The organism is Streptomyces sp. NPDC060027 (genome assembly GCF_042737005.1).
GTDB lineage: Bacteria > Actinomycetota > Actinomycetes > Streptomycetales > Streptomycetaceae > Streptomyces.
In genome coordinates this window covers 1-18,709 of record NZ_JBHWVI010000079.1, presented here as the reverse complement: position 1 = coordinate 18,709, position 18,709 = coordinate 1, and the positions used below count along the sequence as shown (strand labels likewise).

The window sequence follows — 18,709 nt, the reverse complement described above, 5'->3', positions numbered from 1 at the left end:
GCTCGGCTCCGCACGCGCCGGGCGCGTCGATGCTGGTGTCGGAGGAGGGCCGTGTCGTCGGCAGCGTCTCCGGCGGCTGTGTCGAGTCCGCAGTCTGCGCGATCGCGGAGGAGGTGCTCGCGGGCGCCGCCCCGACGGTCGAGCGCTGGGGGGTCGGCGACGAGGACGCCTTCGAGGTCGGCCTGACCTGCGGGGGCACGATCGAGGTGCTGATCCGTGAGGTGGGCCCCGAGGTGCCGCTCGGCCGGATCGCCGCCGATCTCGCGGCCGGCGTGCCGGTGGCTCTGGTCACTCCCGTCGGTGGCGGCGGGGGACTGGCCGTCGGCGGTGGGACGGTGACTGGCTCGCTGGGTGATCCGCAGGCGGACCGGGCGGCTGCCCTGGCCGCCGACGGCATGCTGGGACGGGCCGCGAGCGGCCTTGTGACCAGCGGAAACGCTGCGGACGGCGACATTGCCTGCGCACCGGAGCGGGAGCTGCTGGTGCAGTCGTTCGCCTCCCGGCCGCAGCTGCTGATCTTCGGTGCGGCCGAGTTCGCCCGCCCCCTGGCAGGCATCGGTGCCGCGCTCGGGCACCATGTGATGGTCTGTGACGCCAGGCCCGCCTTCGCGGCGCCCGAGCGCTTCCCGGGCGCCGACGAGGTAGTCACCGACCGGCCCGACCGGTGGTTCCGCGCCCGGGAGGATCAGTTCGACGCGACGACCGCGGTGTGCGTGCTGACCCATGACCATCGCTTCGACGTGCCGGTCCTCGCGCTCGCGCTGCGCAGCAGGGCCGGATACGTGGGAGCCATGGGCAGCCGCCGCACGCATGAGGACCGGCTCGCACGACTGCGTGCGGCAGGCACCACCGAGGCGGAAATCGCACGGCTGCGTTCCCCGGTCGGCCTGGATCTCGGCGGTCGGGGACCCGAGGAGACGGCCGTGTCGATCATGGCCGAGATCATCGCGGTGCGGCGCGGCGGCAGCGGGCTGCCGCTCACCGACCGGCTCGGTCCCATACATAGAGTGTGACCGTTTTTGAACGTCTGTTTTTATGAACACTCGTTTAATGTGAGGGCTGTGGATCCAAAGAGCAAGGGCCGTCGAGAGACGGCCACAAGCCCCGTACCCGAGGCCGGGCAGCCCCCGGCCGCGCCGCGCCGTCCCGGCTCCCACGACCCGGAAGGCAATCGCCGTGCGGTTCTCGATGCCGCCCGCCGGCTGTTCGGGGCGCACGGCTACAAGGCCGTCGGGGTCCGCGCCATCGCGGCCGAGGCCGGGGTGACGCCGGGTCTGGTGATGGCGTACTTCGGGACCAAGGACGGTCTGTTCCGCGAGGCGGTCGGAGGCGGAGCGGGCGTCACGGGTGACGTGCTCGGCGCAGACGGCGATGGCGATGTACCGGCAGCCCTTGCCCACGCCTACCTGGACCGCTGGGACCGGCTGCCGGCCGATGATCCCTGGCCCGCGCTGATCCGCTCGGCGGCCAGCCACCCGCCGAGCGCCGAACTGCTGCGCACGATCCTGGAGAAGCAGGTCGGCGCCCCCCTCGCGAGGCTGCTCGGCGACTCGGCCGAGTCGGACGTGCGCGTCGCCATGGTCCGCAGCGTCCTCTTCGGCGTGATCATGGAACGCTATGTCTTCGCGCACGAACCGGCGGTCTCCGTCCCGACCGGGGAGCTGGCTCCCGCGCTGACGGACGTGCTCACCACCGCCTTCGGCGACGCGCTCCGTCCCGCCCGCGAGCAGGTGCGCGGCACCGAGGTCACGGGCGAGGCGGCGTCCGTACGCGCCGAGAGTCCGGAGGCGGAGCGCCCGCAGGCCGAGCGCCCGGAAGCCGAGCGCCACACCCGGTGGTCCGTGCCGGCGCCCCCCGTCACCGACGAATCCGCCACATCCCTGTTCGACAGGCTTGGCGAGTGTGCCCAGCGACATCAGGCGCTCGTCGGCAGGACTGTCCGCGAGTACGGCATCAGCCTGCCCGCCTACGAGGTGCTCGCCACCCTGCGCGACGCAGGAGAGCCCTACCGCCGGACGATGGGCGAGGTGGCGGCCGCCGGCACGGTCCGCGCGGGCGGCCTCACCCAGCACGCGGACCGTCTGGAGGCGGTGGGCCTGATCCGGCGGGAGCGCGACGCGAATGACCGCCGGATCGTCCGGCTGTGCCTCACCCCGGAGGGCATCGCGCTGTCCGACCGGGTCTTCGCCGCTCGGTCCGCCCAGGAGCGTGAGCTGCTTGCCGGGCTCGGGCCCGCGGACCGGCGCCGGCTGTCGGGGCTCCTCGGCGCTCTGGGGCAAACGCTCGGGGCCGGTGTCCCGGAGCAGTGATCGCTGCTACGGGACACCGGCCCTCTCCCGGCCCGCCGGGTGCGTCAGGAGTTGAGCTCCTCCAGCGTTTTGCCCTTGGTCTCGATCGCGAACCAGGCGATCGCGGCGCCCACCGCGGCTACCACGGCGAGCTGCGCGAAGACGAGCCCCAGGCTGCCGCCCGCTCCGATGATCGCGCCTACGGTTATCGGACCGAGAATGACGCCGAGCCGGTTCCACAGGCCGCCGAACGCCGCCCCCTTGGCCCGGTTGGCCGTCGGGTACATCTCGGGTGAGTACAGGTAGAGCCCCGCGTTGATCGCGTACAGGAAGAACGTCGTGCACGAGGCGAAGACGGCGACCTGACCGCCCGAGGTCGCACCGAGCAGGGCAAGCACGCCCAGCGAGAGCACGGTGCCGACGAGCGCGCCGATCAGGGCGGGCCTCCGGCCGATACGGTCGACCAGGAGGGCCATGATGAGGGTGCCGAGCAGACCGGTGATGTTGCTGACCAGGGTGAAGACGAGCGCGGTGGTCAGATCCAGGTCGAACTGCTTCGTGTAGAGCGACGGCAGCCAGACGGAGATGCCGTGGTTCACGTAATAGGCGACGAACCACAGCCCCGACAGGACCGCTGTACGCCGTAGGTAGCGGCCCTGGAAAAGGTCGCGCAGGCGGCCCTGGGATACCTCGTCGGGCGCACCGGCGGCAGGGGCGGGCAGTGGCTCGGCTGTGGCGCGGACGACCTCGGCCTCGATGCGGGCGATGGCCTCCTCCGCCTCCTGCGTTCGTCCGCGGGCCAGCAGCCAGCGCGGGGACTCCGCGACGTGGCGCGGGAGAACGGCGGCGAGCAGTACCGGGAGAGCGCCGAGGACGAACATGGCGCGCCAGCCGAAGTTGGGGACCACCCACACGGCGACCAGGGTGGCGGCCGCCAGTCCCGCCGGGAAGATCATCTCGTACAGCAGGACGAAACGGCCCCGCTTGTCGGAGCGGGCGATCTCGTTGATGTACGTGGCTGCGACGGGCACGACTCCGCCGATGCCGAGGCCCTGGACGAACCGGAAGAGCGAGAAGGTCTCGATGCTGCCCGAGCAGGCGACGGCGAGGCTGGCCAGGGCAGTGACGGCGACGCCCAGTGCGACGGTGCGCACACGGCCGATCCGGTCGCCCATCCAGCCCGCTGCCACGGCGCCGAGCAGCATGCCGATGGAGGCGGAGGTCACGGCGAAGGTGGCCTGGCCGGTGGTCAGGTGCCATTCCCTCATCAGGACGGGAAGTGCGGAGGCGGCCAGCAGCTGGTCGAACGCCTCGAAGAAGGTGACGGCGCCGATCAGAAACCGGACTTTGACGTGCCAGCGTGATTGCGGCAGTCGTTCAAGTCTCGCGGCTATGGAGCCGATTGCTGGCTTGCCGGCCACAGTCGTCATGGAGGGGTTCCTTCCGCGGGCTGAGCAGTTGCGGAGACAGTAGGTTCCAATGACTAAGCGGTCAATGGTTAAGAGCTTAGGAATCTAGTCTCCGGCGACTCGGTGTCCATCATCGGCCTCGCGGAGTGCGTGCTCAAGGCATGGAAGGCAACGATTTCACCCCGGGTTCTTGCGTAAGAATAGTTAAGCGCTTAGATTTCTAGCACTTCGAAGGTTCCGAGTGGCGGCACGCGCCCCCTGCGTCCGTACCCGCAGCCCACCTGCCCCCCCCCACCCCGCCCGGAGGTACACCCGTGCCGCACTTCCCCACCGACATCCTCATCGCGGGCCAGTGGCGACAGGGTGCGGGAGAACCCCTCGACACCATCGACCCGGCGAACGGCCGCATCCTCGCCACCGTCCACACCGCCACAGCCGACGAGGTCGACGAAGCGGCCGAAGCAGCGGCGAAGGCGGCGGCGGACCCGGCCTGGCGGGACCTGCTCGCCCATGAGCGCGCCCGGCTGCTGCACCGCATCGCCGAGCTGACCGAGCAGTCGGCCGAGGAGCTCGCCGCGGTGCAGACGGCCGACACCGGCAAGACCCTCACCGAGACCCGCGCCCTCGCGCTCAGTGCTGCAGGCACCTTCCGCTACATGGCGGCAGCCCTGGAGTGCGCCGAGGACTCGGTCACGCCGTCCCGCGGCCCGTACGTCACCATGAGCGTGTACGAGCCGCTCGGTGTCGTCGGGGCGATCAACCCCTGGAACTCTCCCGTCGCCAGCGACGCGCAGAAGATCGCACCCGCGCTCGCCGCCGGGAACGCGGTCCTGCTCAAGCCGGCGGCCTGGACCCCTCTGGTCTCCCTCGCCCTCGGCCGGCTGATCACCCAGGCCCTCGACGAGTTCCGCCTGCCCACCGCCCTGCTCTCGGTACTCCCGGGCAGCGGCCGGGTGGTCGGTGACGCAGTCGTACGCCACCCCCTCGTCGCCCGCGTCGGATTCACCGGCGGTACCGGAACCGGCAGGTCCATCGCCACGATCGCCGCCCAGAAGCTCATCCCCGCCTCGCTGGAGCTCGGCGGCAAGTCGCCGACGATCGTGCGCGCCGACGCCGACGTCGAGCAGGCCCTGGCCGGCGTGATGTTCGGGATCTTCTCCTCCAGCGGCCAGTCCTGCATCGCCGGCTCACGGCTCTTCGTGGCCCGCGAGATCTACGACACCTTCGTCGGTGAACTCGTCGAGCGCGTCCGCAAGCTGCGCGTCGGCCCCGGCACCGAACCGAGCACCCAGGTCGGCCCCCTGGTGCACCACAGCCACCGCGACTCCGTCGCGGCCTACGTGGACCTCGCCCGCTCCGAGGGCGCACGGGTCCTGTGCGGCGGGTCGGCGCCTGAGGGGCAGCGGTACGAGGACGGCGCGTACTACCTGCCGACGGTCCTGGAAGGACTGCCCAACACCTCGCGCACCTGCCAGGAGGAGATCTTCGGCCCCGTCCTGGTCGCCTTGCCCTACGACGACGAGGACGACCTGGTCCGCCAGGCCAACGACTCCGTCTACGGGCTGGCCTGCGGCATCTGGACCCGTGACCTGCGGGCCGCCTGGCAGCTCGCCCGCCGGATCGAGGCCGGCACGGTCTGGATCAACACGTACAAGCAGTTCAGCGCCTCCACCCCGTTCAGCGGATGGAAGGACAGCGGCCTCGGCACCGAGAAGGGCCGCGACGCGATCCGCGCCTACCAGCGCCAGAAGTCCCTGTACTGGGGCACCTCAGGCCACCCGCTTCCATGGGCCAACTGACCCGGCCGCACGCACGCACGTCCGTCCGCCCGCCCGTCTGGAGAGACCGATGCACCAACCACCCCCCGGTCCGATCGCCCGGCTCCGCTCACTGCGCTACGTCGAGCTGCATACCCCGGCCTTCACAGAGACCGCCGACTTCTACGAAGAGGTCTGGGGTCTGGAGACCGTCGAGTCGGACACCCGTGCCCGCTGGCTGCGCGGCACGGGCGACGAGCACCACGTTCTCCATCTGTCCGAGCGGGAGCGGGTCGGACTCGGCCGCCTCGCGTTCGCCGTCGCGACCCCCGACGAGGTCGACGAGGCCGCGCGGCGCCTCGAGGCACGCGGCATCGTCCCCGTCCTCGGGCCCGGCCCGCTGGATCAGGCGGGCGGCGGCTACGGGCTGCGGTTCACCGATCCCGAAGGGCGCCTCATCGAGATCAGCGCCCAGGTCGAGGCGGTCGTCCCGCGCGGCCGGGACGGCGCCGTGCCCGTCGGGGTGACGCACGCCGTGCTCAACACCACCGACATCGACGCCGCAGTCACCTTCTACTGCGAGGTACTGGGGCTGCGCGTCTCCGACTGGTCCGAGCACCAGATGGCGTTCCTGCGCTGCAACGCGGACCACCACTGCATCGCGTTCAACCAGGCCGAATGGACCTCGCTCAACCACGTGGCGTACGAGATGACCTCGGTCGACCACTTCATGCGGGGCCTCGGCCGGCTCCGTCACCACGGCATCAGCCCCCAGTGGGGCCCCGGCCGGCACGGCCCCGGGAACAACACCTTCTCCTACTTCACCGACCCGTCCGGACTGGTCTGCGAGTACACCTCCGAGGTCGCCCAGATCGTCGAGGACGCCTGGATCGCCCGGGTGTGGCGGCGGGTGCCGGACCTGTCCGACCTGTGGGGGACGGCGGGACCGCCGTCCAAGGAGATCCGCTGCCACATGGCGGGCGCGCCGGACCCCGGCCCGCTCGCTCCCCTCGACGCCCAGGAGGCCACCGCATGAGCACCGTACGCAAAGTCGGCATCGTCGGCTGGGGCGCGATCGGCCGGGTCGTCGGCACCGCCCTCGCCGAGGGCCGGGTGGGTGGCGCAGAGCTGGTGTGCGTCGTCGACAACCGTCCGCTCGGCGAAGCCGCACCGGCGCGGCAGGCCACCTTCGAGGAGGCACTGGAGGTGTGTGACCTGATCGTCGAGGCTGCGGGCCAGGGTGTCGTACGGGAATGGGGCGAGCGGGTGCTGGAATCCGGCACCGATCTGCTGGTCGCCTCCACCGGAGCGCTGACCGACGAGGAGCTCGCGAAGCGGCTGCTCGCGGCGGGACCCGGCCGGGTGTACTTCACCGGTGGTGCCGTGGGCGGCCTCGACCTGCTCCAGGCAGCACGCTCCCTGGGCCCGCTCGACGAGGTGCGCCTCACCACCACGAAGCTGCCCGCGACCCTCGAACAGCCCTGGATGGACGAGGAGTTGCTGGCCCGTATGCGGTCGGCGACCGGCCCGGTCGTGGTCATGTCCGGCACCGCCCGCGAGGTCCCGGTCAAGTTCCCCAAATCGACGAATGTGGCTGCATCCGTCGCGCTGGCCGTCGGCGACCTGGACGCTGTGCGGGTCCAGGTCGTCGCCGACCCGGCGGCGCACCGCACACGCCATGTGATCGAGGCGTCGGGCGCACACGGTGCGTACCGCTTCGAGGTCGCCCACCTGCCCGACCCCGGCAATCCGGCCACCAGCCAGGTGGTTCCGTACGCGGTCCTGCGCAGCCTCGCCGCGCTCGCCGGGCGGACGGGCCAGATCCTGTGAGCGCCCGCGCCGACGTCCACGTCGAAGAGGGCGGTGATCGGGGCCCCCTGCTGCTGTGCCTGCACGGGATCGGCTCGTCGTCGGCAGCGTTCGCCCCGCAGCTCGCCGAACTCTCCTCGTACGTGCGGGTCGTGGCCTGGGACGCCCCCGGTTACGCCAGGTCGCCCGACCCCGAGGAACCGCTCGGCCTGGACGACTACGCTGACGCGGCAGCCGCTCTCATCCGTGAACGCGCCTCGACCGCGCACGTCCTCGGAGTGTCCTGGGGCGGCGTGATCGCCCTGCGGCTCGCCGCCCGCCACCCGGAGCTCGTCGCCTCGCTCATCGTCGCCGACTCCAGCCCAGGCTCCGGCACCGACGAGGCGAAGGCCAAGGGCATGCGGGCCCGGGCCACCGAGCTTGCCGAGCTCGGCCCACGCGCCTTCGCCGAGGGACGCGGACCGCGGCTGGTGTCGCCCGGCGCCCCCGACGAGCTGGTCCGCCGGGTCGTGGACACCATGGCCGCCTCGGTACGGCTGCCCGGCTACGCGTACGCCGCCGAGTCTATGGCCGCCGCCGATCTGCGCGCCGAACTCCCCTCGATCGCCGCGCCCACCCTCGTGCTGTGCGGCGAGCAGGACCGGGTCACCGGCATCGAGGCGAGCCAGGCCATCGCCGGAGCCATCCACAAGACCGCCTACGTGATCGTCAAGGACGCCGGTCACCTGGCCAACCAGGAGCAGCCCGGGCACTTCAACGCCTGGGTGCTCTCCCACCTCCGCATCACCGCATCCATCCCCGAGTAGGAGCTACCCCCATGCCTCTGACGACCACCGAGTACGACAACGGCGGCGACCTCACCGCGTACACCGACTCCCTCATCGCCACGAAGGCCTCCCGCGTGGCGGACTTCGACACCCTTTCCTTCCAGGAGAAGGCCGGCGCGCAGTTCCGCCGCGGCCAGATCCGGTATGTCGGCTCGGGTGCCACCGGCAACCACGAGAACGACAGCCGTATCCTCCCGTCCGGTGGGTTCACCTTCTCCAACATGCTGCTGCCGCCCGGCGCCGAAGGCCCGGCCCACACCCACCACGACGTCGAGGAAGCCTTCTTCGTCCTGGAGGGCGAGGTCAAGGTCGGCATCCACCGCGGCCCGGACGAGGCCGAGTACCGCACTCTCGGCTACCGCGACATGATCGTGGTCCCGGCCGGAGTGACCCGTTCGCTCAAGAACGAGGGCGACACCGACGCCCTGTTCTGCGTCGTCATCGGCACCCAGAAGCCGCAGGTGCCGACCTACCCCGAGTACTCGCCGATGCACGGCGTCACCCGTGGCTGACCAGCCCCCGGCCGACGCACGCACTGTCGTCGTCACCGGTGCGGGCCGTGGCCTGGGACTGGCCATGGCCCGCCGGGCAGGTGCCGACGGCTTCCGGGTCGTCGTCGCCGAACTGGAACAGGAACGGGGCGAGCACGCCGTCGCGGAACTGTGCGCGGAGGGCATCGACGCCCACTTCGTACGCTGCGACGTCGCCGACCCCGACTCGGTGGCCGCGTTGGCCGCCGCCGTACGCGAGATCGGCCCCGTGTACGGCGTGGTCAACAACGCGGCCCTCGCCAACGGTGTGGGCGGCAAGGAGTTCCAGGACATCGACATCGAGGTGTGGGACCGGCTGATGGCGGTCAACGCCCGCAGCCCCTGGCTGGTGTCGAAGGCGCTGTACCCGCTCTTCGCGACGCCGGGGCGGATCGTCAACATCGCCTCGGACGCCGCGCTCTACGGATCCCCCCGCCTCGCCCACTACATCGCCTCCAAGGGCGCGGTCATCGCACTCACCCGTGCCATGGCACGCGAACTCGGCGACAAGGGGATCACCGTGAACGCGGTCGCCCCCGGACTCACCGAGTGCGAGGCGACCGAGACCGTGCCCGCCGAACGGCACGACCTCTACCGAATGAACCGGGCCATCTCCCGGCCGCAGCAGCCCCACGACCTCACCGGGATCGTCTCCTTCCTGCTCGGCGAGGAATCCCGCTACCTGACCGGACAGGTGATCGCCGTCAACGGCGGCTTCACCATGAACTGAACTGCAAGGGACACGAGTTATGGATCTGGGACTCGCCGACCGCACCATCGTGGTCACCGGCGGCAGCTCGGGCGTCGGCCTGGCCACGGTCCGCGCCCTGCTCGACGAGGGGGCCCGCGTCGCCACCTGTGGCCGTGACGCCGACCGGCTCGCCAAGATGGCAGCCGACCTCGGCGCCGGACACGACCGCCTGCTGACCGCAGTGTGCGACGTCCGGGACGCGGGCGCCGTGGTCGACTTCGTCCGCCGGACCGCCGAGGAGTTCGGCGGCATCGACGGACTCGTCAACAACGCCGGACAGTCCCGGATGAAGGGTCTCGACGACTCCACCGTCGAGGACTGGCGCGACGAGCTGGAGTTGAAGTTCGCCGGAGTGCTCAACCCCCTGCAGGCCGCGCGCCCGCATCTCGCCGCCTCCGGCGCGGCGAGCGTCGTCAACATCAACGCGGTGCTCGCCAAGCAGCCCGAGCCCCGGCTGATCACGACGAGCGCCGCCCGGGCGGGCATCCTCAACCTCTCCAAGTCCCTGTCGGCCGAACTCGCCGGCGACGGCATCCGGGTCAACTCCGTCTGCCTCGGCCTCATCGACACCGGCCAGTGGACGAGGCGCTACGCAGCCGCGGACTCCGGCCGGACCTACGAGGACTGGCAGGCGGAACTGGCCGCCGACCGGGGCATAGCCCTCGGCCGCCTCGGCCAGGCCGAAGAGGTCGCGTTCGCGGTCCTCACCCTGCTCTCGCCCCTCGCCTCGTACATCACCGGCACCAGCATCGACGTCTGCGGCGGCGTCGGCCGCTCCATCCTCTGAGGAGACACCATGCGTTACGACAACGGAGGCGATCTCCTCGTCGCCGTCCTGCGGGAACTTGGCATCGACACCGTCTTCGGCATCGTCAGCGTGCACAACCTGCCGCTCGTCGAGGCCGTCGACCGCGAACTGCGTTTCGTGCCCGTGCGGCACGAGGCATCCGCCGTGAACGCCGCGGACGCCTACGGACGTGCCCGGGGCACGCTCGGCTGCGCATTGACCTCCACCGGTACGGGAGCCGGCAACGCGGCCGGATCGCTGATCGAAGCGCTCAGCGCGGGCAGCTCCGTACTGCACGTCACCGGCCAGGTGGAGAGCGAATTCCTCGGCAGCGGCCGGGGCTTCATCCACGAGACGAAGGACCAGCTCGGCATGCTGAGCGCGGTCTCCGCCCACGCCGCGAGTGTGCCGGACGCCGAGCAGGCGGGCCGGATCCTGCGCGAGGCGGCACGCGCCGCGCTCACCGCACCGGGCGGCCCGGCGAGCGTGGAGTGGCCGATCGACCTCCAGTTCGCGGCCCAGACCGACGAGCCGGCCGAGCTCCCCGCAGCCGCCGTCCCGGCTCCCACGGGGAGTGAACTCGCCGCAGCCGGCGCCCTTCTGGCCGCCGCCCGCCGCCCGCTGATCTGGGCAGGTGGCGGCGTGGTCACCGCCGGGGGCGAGCTGGCCGGGCTGCTGGAGGCTACCGGAGCGGGACTGCTGACCTCGAACTCCGGGCGCGGCGCGGTCCCCGAGGACCACAAGCAGGTCATCGGCAACTTCGCCACCACCCCCGCGGTGCGCGCCCTGCTCGCCGACGCGGACGCGCTGCTCACCATCGGCACGCACTTCCGCTCCAACGAGACCGCCGACTACACCCTGGAACTCCCCGGGGCGCACATCCAGATCGACATCGACAAGGACGCGCTGGGCCGGGTGTACCCCGTCGCCCACGCCCTGCACGGCGACGCCGCCGCCACTCTGGCCGCTCTGCTGCCGCACGCCCGGCCCTCCGAGAGTGGCTGGACGGATCGCGTGGGCGCCGTACGCACCGAGGTGCGGGCACTCCTGCACGACAACATCGGACCGCAGGCCGCGATCTGCGACGCGATCCGCGCGGCGCTGCCCCGCGAGGCGGTCGTGGCGCGCGACGTCACGATCCCCTCCAGCAGCTGGGGCAACCGGCTGCTGGAGATGTACGACCCGCGGGACAACGTCTTCCCGCGCGGCGGCGGCATCGGACAGGGGCTCGGCATGGGGATCGGTGCGGCGCTCGCACGGCCCGACGCGCCCACGGTCGTCATCGGCGGCGACGGCGGACTCGCCGTCCACCTCGGCGAGCTCCTCACCCTTGCCCAGGAACGGCCCCGGCTGACCCTGATCGTCTTCAACGACCGCGGCTACGGAGTCCTGCGCAACATGCAGGACCGTTACAGCGAGCGCCGCTCAGGGGTCGACCTGGCCACCCCCGACTTCGAACTGCTGGCCCGCGCCTGCGGGTTGCCGTACCTGCGGATCGCTGCCGAGGAGCACGCCGGCCCGGTGCTCGCCGAGGCCGTCGCCTCCAACGGTCCGACGCTCGTCGAGGTCGATCTGACGGCACTCGGACCGATGAAGGTCCCGTTCACCCCACCCGTGAGGATCCCGGGCCAGTAGCCCGGTCACGTCACTGCCGGTAAGGAGGCAACAGGCCATGAGCGAGCACTCGCTGCAGCTGGTCGTCCATCGAATGACCTGGGAGGCACAGGGCGTACTCTCCGTCGAACTGACGCACCCCGACGGCAAACCCCTGCCGGCGTGGACGCCCGGCGCACACCTCGACGTCCATGTCGGGGGCCAGGTACGCCAGTACAGTCTGTGCGGCGACCCGAACGTGCCGGACGTCTACCGCATCGGTGTGCTCAACGAACCCTCCTCGCGGGGCGGTTCGCGGTTCGTGCACACACAGCTGCGCCCCGGGCAGCCGGTCACGGTCTCCGAACCGCGCAACCACTTCGCGCTGGAGGACGCCGACGCCTACCTGTTCGTCGCCGGAGGCATCGGGATCACCCCGCTGCTGGCGATGGCCGGGGAGGCGGCCCGCCGGGGTGCCGCCTGGCGGATGGTCTACGGAGGCAGAGGGCGGGCGTCGATGGCGTTCACCTCCGAACTCGCCGCGCTCGGCGGCGATGTCACCCTCGTCCCGCAGGACGAACTGGGCCACATCGACCTGGATGCCGCGCTCGCGGAGCTGCCCGACGGCACGCTGGTGTACTCCTGCGGTCCCGAGCCCCTGCTCGCGGCCGTCGAGGCGCGCTGCCCCGAGGACCGGCTGCGCCTGGAACGGTTCGCCGCACCGTCCGTGGAACGCACCGGTGACGACGAGGAGTTCGAGGTCGAGTGCCGCACCTCCGGGGTGACCCTCACCGTCGGCGCAGGCACCTCCATCCTCGACGCCGTCGAGGGCGCCGGCATCGACGCACCGAGCTCTTGCCGTGACGGGATCTGCGGATCCTGCGAGACCCGGGTGATCGAGGGCACCCCCGACCACCGGGACTTCCTGCTCAGCGAGGCCGAACGTGCCACCTGCGCCACGATGATGATCTGCGTCTCGCGGTGCGCCTCACGGAGCCGGCTCGTCCTCGACCTGTAACACCTTTCCCCCCGCGCTTTAAGGAGACACCGTGACCGACACCTGGCCGTACCTGGACGTCCACCAGTCCCGTACTCACGAGCCGACCCCGTACGAGTACAGGCTCGCCGCGACCCTCGAGGAGGTCTTCACCAAGGAGGGCCACGAGCTGGCCGACGTGGTGCGCGGACTCAACGCCCGCCAGGTCCACGCCGGCGACGGCACACCGTGGACCGAGGAATCCTTCCGCGCCGAGATGAACCGACTGGGAGCCTGACCATGACGCTGTCGTCCTCCGCCACGGCGGACCACATCTACGCCACCGGCCTGCGCAACCAGTGGCACCCCGTCCTCCCCTCGCGCTTCGTCGCCTCCGGCGCGATGCGCAAGGTGACCGCGCTCGGCGAGCAGTGGCTGCTGTTCCGCCGCTCCGACGGCGCCCTGTCCATGCTCGCCGACCGCTGTCCGCACCGCGGTGCACCGCTCTCTCTCGGCAAGCACCTCGGTGACCGGGTCGCCTGCTGGTACCACGGCGTCGAGGTCGAGTCCGACGGGACGGTCTCCTCCGTCCCCGGGCTGCCCGGCTGCAGCCTGGAGGGCAAGAAGCTGGTCACCTCGCTGCCGGTTCGCGAGGTCGCGGGCGTGATCCTCGCCTACTTCGGCGACGAGGAGCACCCGCAGCCTGTCGAACTGACGCTCCCGGAGCCTCTGACAGACCCCGAGGTGGACGTGTTCCTGTGCTACGCCGAGTGGAACTCACCTTGGCGCTACGCCGTGGAGAACCTGCTCGATCCGATGCACGGCGCCTTCCTCCACCACGATTCGCACACCATGTTCGATGGTGACACCACGGCCAAGTTCCGTATCCGGGAGACCGACCGCGGCTACTTCTTCGAGAAGACCGACCAGCGCGGAGTCAACTTCGACTGGGTGGAGCTGTGCCGCACCGGAGTGGACTGGGTCGACCTGTCCATCCCGTACCCACCGTCGGCCGGCCCCGGCGGACCGTTCGGGATCGTGGGCATGGTCTGCCCGGTGGACGAGCAGCGCAGCGGCGTCTTCTTCTGGCGCTACCGCCGGGTCGAGGACTGGCAGCGCGCCTCCTGGCGCTTCCTCTACCGAACGCTGATCGAGAAGCGCCACTGGGACGTGCTGGAGCAGGACCGCGTCATGCTGGAGGCCATGCCGGCGGACGCCGACCAGCGGGAGAACCTGTACCAGCACGACCTGGGCGTGGTGCGGCTGCGCCGGCTGTACCGTGCGGCGGCCGAGACACAGTCGTCGGCGGGCGCCTGACGGCTCGCCGTTCATCATTGAGTACGAGCGGGGCGTCGATGCCGGCGTCATCCACCAGGGATCGTTCTACTTCTCGTGGCCGATGGATCACCGGGCCGAGTTCGAGCACCTGGTCCGCGACCGGCTCGGGACACTCACCCCTGGCCCAGCCGGGCTGCCGCCCACACCGCTTCGAGTGGATCGAGGGACCCCGTTGCCCAATTGCCTATGCGGCGAGGTCGAGGGTGGCGAGGTGTGATGTGCGAGTAGTTGCCCGGTCCACCAGGCATCGAGTCGGAGCACAAGCCGCTGGAGGAGGTCTCACCCTGATGATCAGCGGCCGGCCTCAGAACGGGCCGGCCGAAACCAGCAGGGCACCCGCCACCGCACTCGTCCTCGCCGTCGACAGTTGCGCAGCCGCAGGGAGCGCCCGGCCGCTGCACCGGGTTCCCGAGCTCAGCCTCCCGCGTTCGGCGGCAGCCCGCGCCAGAGGCTTCCGAACCGCGGCCCGGAAGCCGACCGAACCCACGGGCACCCCATGGCCAATTGGTCTGTACTAGGACGTGTTTGAGATGTTGGTCAGTGTCTCGTTCCGCGTACGCTCGGATCATGGTGCAAAGCCGGGCGGAAGACGTGGACAGCTATCTCGCCGAGGTACCTGAGGAACGCAAAGTGGCTCTGACCCGGCTGCGTGAGCTGTGCCGTGCAGAGCTGCAGGGGTTCACCGAGGTGATGGCCTACGGGATGCCCGCCTATGAGCGGGATGGCATCGGGGAGATCGCCTTCGCGAGCCAGAAGCAGTACATCTCCTTCTATCTACTGCGCAGCGATGTCCGCGAGGCGTTCGCTGAGCGGCTGGCGGGCCATGACATGGGCAAGGGCTGTCTGCGCTTCCGTAGACCGGAGAAGATGGACTTCGTGCTCCTCCGGGATCTGCTGCGGGCCACGGCGGCCGGGCCGGGCAAGATCTGCTGACTACTGCGACGCATAGCCGTCGTCTGGACGCAAGCGTTGATCAAGGTCGTGAAACGATCTTCGGATGGCTCGTGACGACCCCAAGCTGCGCAAGGCACAGCAGATCCTCAGCCGGAACACGAAGGGGTCGAAGAATCGGGCCAAGGCCCGTGTCAAGGTGGCGCGGGCCCACGCCCTGGCAGTGCGGATCGTGCGGTACTGAACATGCTCGCGACCTCAATGCGTCGCGTGTGATCCTCGCCGCCGGGCAGGGGGAGAGGCTATACGCCCCTGGAGGGCCGGTTTGCCCTGGCGTGGAAATCCCACACCAGGCACGGCCCGTCGAATGGGGAACCCACCCGAAGGCCAAGCCGCTCACCACCGGCAGCCAGACGGGAATCCCGGCCCTTTAAGGCGGGGAGGATGTCAAACCTTGCCTCCGAAGAAGACCTGAACCTCCTGGATGAGTCCGTCCCGCACGATGATCGCCTCGACGTTGCGGTGCCTGTCGCCCGTCGTGAGCTCGTACTCGTAGTAGACGAAGACGAGCTCCTCGTTTGCTGGGGTGACGTGCAGCAACCGCTGCTCCTTCAACCGATCGGCAGTCGGGAAGCACCGCTCGAAGAAGGTCGCCTTGTCGATATGGTCGTCCTGCGGACTGGTGAACGAGAAACCGTCGGCGTAGAGAGGGAAGGCCGCGTCGCGGTCCTGCGACCTGTAGTACCGAAACGCCGCCTCGACGATGCTTGTCGGACTGCCGATCATTCGGTCTCCTCGTTCGGACGGTTGGCCCTGTTCCGCCACCGTATAACCATAGATCGACCTCGACAGCGGGCTGCGTTATCCGGAGCCGCCGAGGCGCTGGAGAAGCAAAAGCTCGGGGCCACTTCAACGAATCTGTCAGAGGCTCTTTTCCGTGGCCGCCGACTACACCGCCACGGCCGCCTGGAGCGCGATCGACGCCCGGCAGATGGACCGTGCCTCCCAACTCCTCGGCCGGGCCCTTTACCTGGCCGGGATGGCCAAGGACCCCATCGCCGAGATGCGCGTCTGGAACAGCTACGCGATCCTCGCCCACCACCGGGACGAGCACGCCGAGGTCGTTGACGCTGCCTACGCGGCCCAGGGAACCGCCATCGCCCGGCGTCATTCCTTATACAGCTCGCTGGCCCACGCCCGTACAGCTATCGGCCATTCGAACCTCGGCGACCGTCAGGCCGCCCTGCGGTCCCTGGGGCACGCTCAGGACGCTCTGGGTAAGACGGAGATGGATGAACCCAAGCCGTCGTGGGTGGCCTTCTACGGGCCGGCTGAGTTGCTCGCCATGACCGCGATCGTCCAGGACCGGATCGGGGACTCGGTCAACTCCGAGGCCGCCTCGCACAGGGCCCTGCGGACGATCCCGGGCCGGATGCGCTCTCTGCTCGGTGACTACTACCGGGACTTGATCACTCTTGCGCCGGACGCCAGGATCGCCAGAGAGTGGGGCGACCGCTACCGATCCGAGTGGAGCCGACTGTGAGCGCCGCTGGCCTGGACATCCGCCGCTTCGGACATGACGACCTGCCCCAGATCCGGCAGACCATCATCGACCTGCACGCTTCAGCGGCGGGCCCCGACCGGGACGACGACTTCAAGAAGAAGTTCCCCTGGTTCGTGGACCACTGGGGCGGAAATCCCGCCTTCGCCTGCGTGATCGCCTACGACGGTGACGAGGCGGTGGGCTTTGCGTACGGCGCCCCTGCGGCCGAGGGCCGGGAGTGGTGGCGCGAGCACCTCGACGAGGCACCGGAGAAGGCCGTGACCTTCTCGTACTCCGAGCTGGCCGTCCACCCGAAGCAACGCAAGCAGGGCGTGGCGGACGTGCTCTCCCGGGCGCTTCTGGAGGAGAGGCCTGAGGGCCTGGCCGTCCTCCTCGTGGACGTCAAACACCCCCGTGTGCAGGCGCTGTACGAGGACTGGGGCTTCCGGAAGGTGGGCGAGCGTCAGCCCTTCCCGGATTCTCCGCTCTACGCTGTCATGCTCGCGGATCTTCCGCTTTCATCCTGACCCGGGTGGCCCGCTGCCATCGTCCTTCACAGTGACGCAGGCCGCTTCGATTGGGCGTTGCGTTGGGTGATCAGCACGTCGTAGAGGTCCTGATGCCCTCGGAGCGGCAGGTCGACAGTCACTCGTCTGCCAACCACGAAGTCCGCGTATTCCGTGGGGGCGGTCTTCCCGTCGCTCCCGGACGCTGTCGAAGCGATGTTGCCGAGCTGCTTCCTTCTTTTGGGCGCTCGTTCACGATGTCCTGATCGGCGGTCGTCGGGCACAGCGCTCATGGCGCCATCGCTGGCGGACCTAGGACCATGCATGCCCGCGTGGCCCTGCGGCCTGGTAGACAGCCTTCGGGCAGGGGATGCCCTAGTCAGGCCGCTGACCCTGCTGTGGTTCGTCGAGCAGTACGAGAAACACCGCTGACCGCCCACGGGCGAAGCAGCGGACCCGGCGGAATCATCTGCCGGGCCCGGGGTGCGGCCCTCGGGTTGATCGCCGAGGGTGGCTCCATGGCGATCGTTGTGACGCGCGAGCTGTGCAGGAATCTCTCCGAGGACTTCGGCCGGGTCGGTCCGGTCCCGGGCATCAAGGCGGTACACGCGGCACCAGTCGACGCGGATCCCCTCGGTCTCCCACTCCCAGGCGAGCGAACGTTTTGCGGCGAGCCGACAGCGGACATGGAGCGGCTGGCCTATCAGCCTGCAGGACCAGCCGCATCGTGGCTGCCGCCCAACATGACCCGCTGGGAGTGCTCCGACTGTGCTGACGTACTCCGGTCGCTGTAGTCCCTTCGTCTGCTCACTGGGTCGCGGTGGTGCGGGCGACGTCGTGGGGGAGAGGTCGGTGCCGGACGCGGTGCCGGCGTGCGGGGTGGCGCCACCGGCCCATGATGTCGCGGGCGGCGTCTACGCCGATCTCCACCACCATTCCGGCTTGGTGAGCGTGGTGTCCAGCGTGTTGCCAGTGCCCCACCCGGCGGAGAACGACCAGTCCCTCCAGGAGTGTTCGCCTATGGCTCCGGACAGCACGGGAGCGACGGTGCTGCCTGCGGCCGCGGTGAGCGTCATGGTGCGGCCAACGGACGCCAGGTTCCCCTGGGCGTCGTAGCCGGGCGAGCAGCAGTGTGCGGGGCGCCGCCATGGGCCCAGTGATGGCGCCGACAATGGCCTCAGCCGAGTCGTGCGGCTTGTACTTCAACCACCCCTGATCCCGGGTCTGTACGCCTCGCCGCGCCCTTGGTTGTGCGGCCCCCTTCGGCCCGGCTCGGCGCGGTTCTGTCTCGCATTGGTGGGCTGCGCCACCACTCGCCGGCGGCACCTCAAAGGCGTGAAGGTGCGCCGGGCTCATCGGAACTCCTCCGTGGATACCCCGGCCTTCAGGCTGGGGAGGAAACGGACTCCTGCGGAGCAGGGCAGCGGGCTGGGATTCGCCGTCAGGGCGGATCCCGGTGCTCTGACTGGCAGGTTCGATCCTTCGCTGACGTTGGCGCTAGTTTGTGGGCCGTGGCCACTCACGTGAAGCGGGCGTTCAAGTACCGCTTCTGTCCGACCGATGTGCAGGCCGCGGAGTTGTTGCGCACGTTTGGGTGTGTGCGGAAGGTCTACAACCTGGCGCTGGCCGCGCGTACGCAGGCGTGGGCGCGGCAGGAGCGGGTGAACTACTACCAGACCTCGGCGATGCTGACGGTCTGGAAGA

General features: G+C 70.1%; 21 protein-coding genes. 18 read left to right on the top strand and 3 right to left on the bottom strand.

What is annotated here, in order from left to right; genetic code table 11:
- The coding region (locus ACFWBT_RS20710) for an XdhC family protein (RefSeq protein ID WP_385702314.1) at positions 1 to 1,013 on the top strand (1,013 nt) is incomplete at its 5' end.
- A gap of 48 nt (positions 1,014 to 1,061) precedes the next feature.
- Positions 1,062 to 2,309 (top strand): TetR family transcriptional regulator, encoded by a 1,248-nt coding sequence (locus ACFWBT_RS20705; protein ID WP_385702312.1) that lies wholly within the window; start codon positions 1,062 to 1,064, stop codon positions 2,307 to 2,309.
- A gap of 44 nt (positions 2,310 to 2,353) precedes the next feature.
- Here ACFWBT_RS20705 and ACFWBT_RS20700 read toward each other — a convergent pair whose 3' ends face one another.
- Positions 2,354 to 3,718 carry an MFS transporter gene (locus tag ACFWBT_RS20700; protein ID WP_385702310.1) on the bottom strand — a complete coding sequence of 455 codons (1,365 nt, stop codon included), beginning with the start codon at positions 3,716 to 3,718 and terminating at the stop codon, positions 2,354 to 2,356.
- Between the two features lie 293 nt (positions 3,719 to 4,011).
- On the opposite strand from ACFWBT_RS20700, the gene ACFWBT_RS20695 reads away from it, so the two are divergent.
- The 13 genes from ACFWBT_RS20695 (at position 4,012) to ACFWBT_RS20635 (ending at position 15,200) form a co-directional block, all read left to right on the top strand.
- Positions 4,012 to 5,496 (top strand): aldehyde dehydrogenase family protein, encoded by a 1,485-nt coding sequence (locus ACFWBT_RS20695; RefSeq protein WP_385702308.1) that lies wholly within the window; start codon positions 4,012 to 4,014, stop codon positions 5,494 to 5,496.
- 49 nt (positions 5,497 to 5,545) lie between these two features.
- On the top strand, positions 5,546 to 6,490 hold the full coding sequence (locus tag ACFWBT_RS20690) for a VOC family protein (protein WP_385702306.1): 945 nt from the start codon (positions 5,546 to 5,548) through the stop codon (positions 6,488 to 6,490).
- Positions 6,487 to 7,284: an aspartate dehydrogenase domain-containing protein gene (locus tag ACFWBT_RS20685; protein ID WP_385702303.1), complete on the top strand. Its 798-nt coding sequence runs from the start codon at positions 6,487 to 6,489 to the stop codon at positions 7,282 to 7,284. Before ACFWBT_RS20690 ends, ACFWBT_RS20685 begins: the two co-directional genes overlap by 4 nt.
- Positions 7,281 to 8,069: an alpha/beta fold hydrolase gene (locus ACFWBT_RS20680; RefSeq protein WP_385702301.1), complete on the top strand. Its 789-nt coding sequence runs from the start codon at positions 7,281 to 7,283 to the stop codon at positions 8,067 to 8,069. Before ACFWBT_RS20685 ends, ACFWBT_RS20680 begins: the two co-directional genes overlap by 4 nt.
- Positions 8,070 to 8,080: 11 nt before the next feature.
- Positions 8,081 to 8,602, top strand: a complete 522-nt coding sequence (locus ACFWBT_RS20675; RefSeq protein WP_356469346.1) for a cupin domain-containing protein — start codon at positions 8,081 to 8,083, stop codon at positions 8,600 to 8,602.
- Positions 8,595 to 9,350, top strand: a complete 756-nt coding sequence (locus tag ACFWBT_RS20670) for an SDR family oxidoreductase (RefSeq protein ID WP_385702299.1) — start codon at positions 8,595 to 8,597, stop codon at positions 9,348 to 9,350. Before ACFWBT_RS20675 ends, ACFWBT_RS20670 begins: the two co-directional genes overlap by 8 nt.
- A 19-nt stretch (positions 9,351 to 9,369) precedes the next feature.
- A complete protein-coding gene (locus ACFWBT_RS20665; protein ID WP_385702296.1) occupies positions 9,370 to 10,158 on the top strand; it encodes an SDR family oxidoreductase in 789 nt (262 codons plus the stop codon).
- Between the two features lie 9 nt (positions 10,159 to 10,167).
- Positions 10,168 to 11,793: a thiamine pyrophosphate-binding protein gene (locus tag ACFWBT_RS20660; RefSeq protein ID WP_385702293.1), complete on the top strand. Its 1,626-nt coding sequence runs from the start codon at positions 10,168 to 10,170 to the stop codon at positions 11,791 to 11,793.
- 37 nt (positions 11,794 to 11,830) lie between these two features.
- A complete protein-coding gene (locus ACFWBT_RS20655; protein WP_385702292.1) occupies positions 11,831 to 12,769 on the top strand; it encodes a PDR/VanB family oxidoreductase in 939 nt (312 codons plus the stop codon).
- 31 nt (positions 12,770 to 12,800) lie between these two features.
- A complete protein-coding gene (locus ACFWBT_RS20650) occupies positions 12,801 to 13,025 on the top strand; it encodes a recombinase-like helix-turn-helix domain-containing protein (RefSeq protein ID WP_385702289.1) in 225 nt (74 codons plus the stop codon).
- Between the two features lie 2 nt (positions 13,026 to 13,027).
- Entirely contained in the window at positions 13,028 to 14,044 is a 1,017-nt protein-coding gene (locus ACFWBT_RS20645) for a Rieske 2Fe-2S domain-containing protein (RefSeq protein ID WP_385702286.1), read from the top strand.
- 588 nt (positions 14,045 to 14,632) lie between these two features.
- On the top strand, positions 14,633 to 14,998 hold the full coding sequence (locus ACFWBT_RS20640; protein ID WP_385702284.1) for an iron chaperone: 366 nt from the start codon (positions 14,633 to 14,635) through the stop codon (positions 14,996 to 14,998).
- A gap of 64 nt (positions 14,999 to 15,062) precedes the next feature.
- Complete coding sequence (locus ACFWBT_RS20635; RefSeq protein WP_385702282.1) at positions 15,063 to 15,200, top strand: hypothetical protein; 138 nt, start codon at positions 15,063 to 15,065, stop codon at positions 15,198 to 15,200.
- Positions 15,201 to 15,403: 203 nt separating this feature from the next.
- On the opposite strand, the gene ACFWBT_RS20630 is transcribed toward ACFWBT_RS20635, so the two are convergent.
- Positions 15,404 to 15,742, bottom strand: a complete 339-nt coding sequence (locus ACFWBT_RS20630; RefSeq protein WP_385702279.1) for a nuclear transport factor 2 family protein — start codon at positions 15,740 to 15,742, stop codon at positions 15,404 to 15,406.
- Between the two features lie 151 nt (positions 15,743 to 15,893).
- Between ACFWBT_RS20630 and ACFWBT_RS20625 the strand changes: the two genes are divergently transcribed.
- Entirely contained in the window at positions 15,894 to 16,499 is a 606-nt protein-coding gene (locus tag ACFWBT_RS20625) for a hypothetical protein (RefSeq protein ID WP_385702277.1), read from the top strand.
- Entirely contained in the window at positions 16,496 to 17,026 is a 531-nt protein-coding gene (locus tag ACFWBT_RS20620; protein ID WP_385702274.1) for a GNAT family N-acetyltransferase, read from the top strand. Before ACFWBT_RS20625 ends, ACFWBT_RS20620 begins: the two co-directional genes overlap by 4 nt.
- Positions 17,027 to 17,919: 893 nt before the next feature.
- Here the strand turns inward: ACFWBT_RS20620 and ACFWBT_RS20615 are convergent.
- Positions 17,920 to 18,081 carry a hypothetical protein gene (locus ACFWBT_RS20615; RefSeq protein ID WP_385702271.1) on the bottom strand — a complete coding sequence of 54 codons (162 nt, stop codon included), beginning with the start codon at positions 18,079 to 18,081 and terminating at the stop codon, positions 17,920 to 17,922.
- Between the two features lie 435 nt (positions 18,082 to 18,516).
- On the opposite strand from ACFWBT_RS20615, the gene ACFWBT_RS20610 reads away from it, so the two are divergent.
- On the top strand, positions 18,517 to 18,709 hold a 193-nt coding region (locus tag ACFWBT_RS20610), incomplete at its 3' end, for a helix-turn-helix domain-containing protein (protein WP_385702269.1).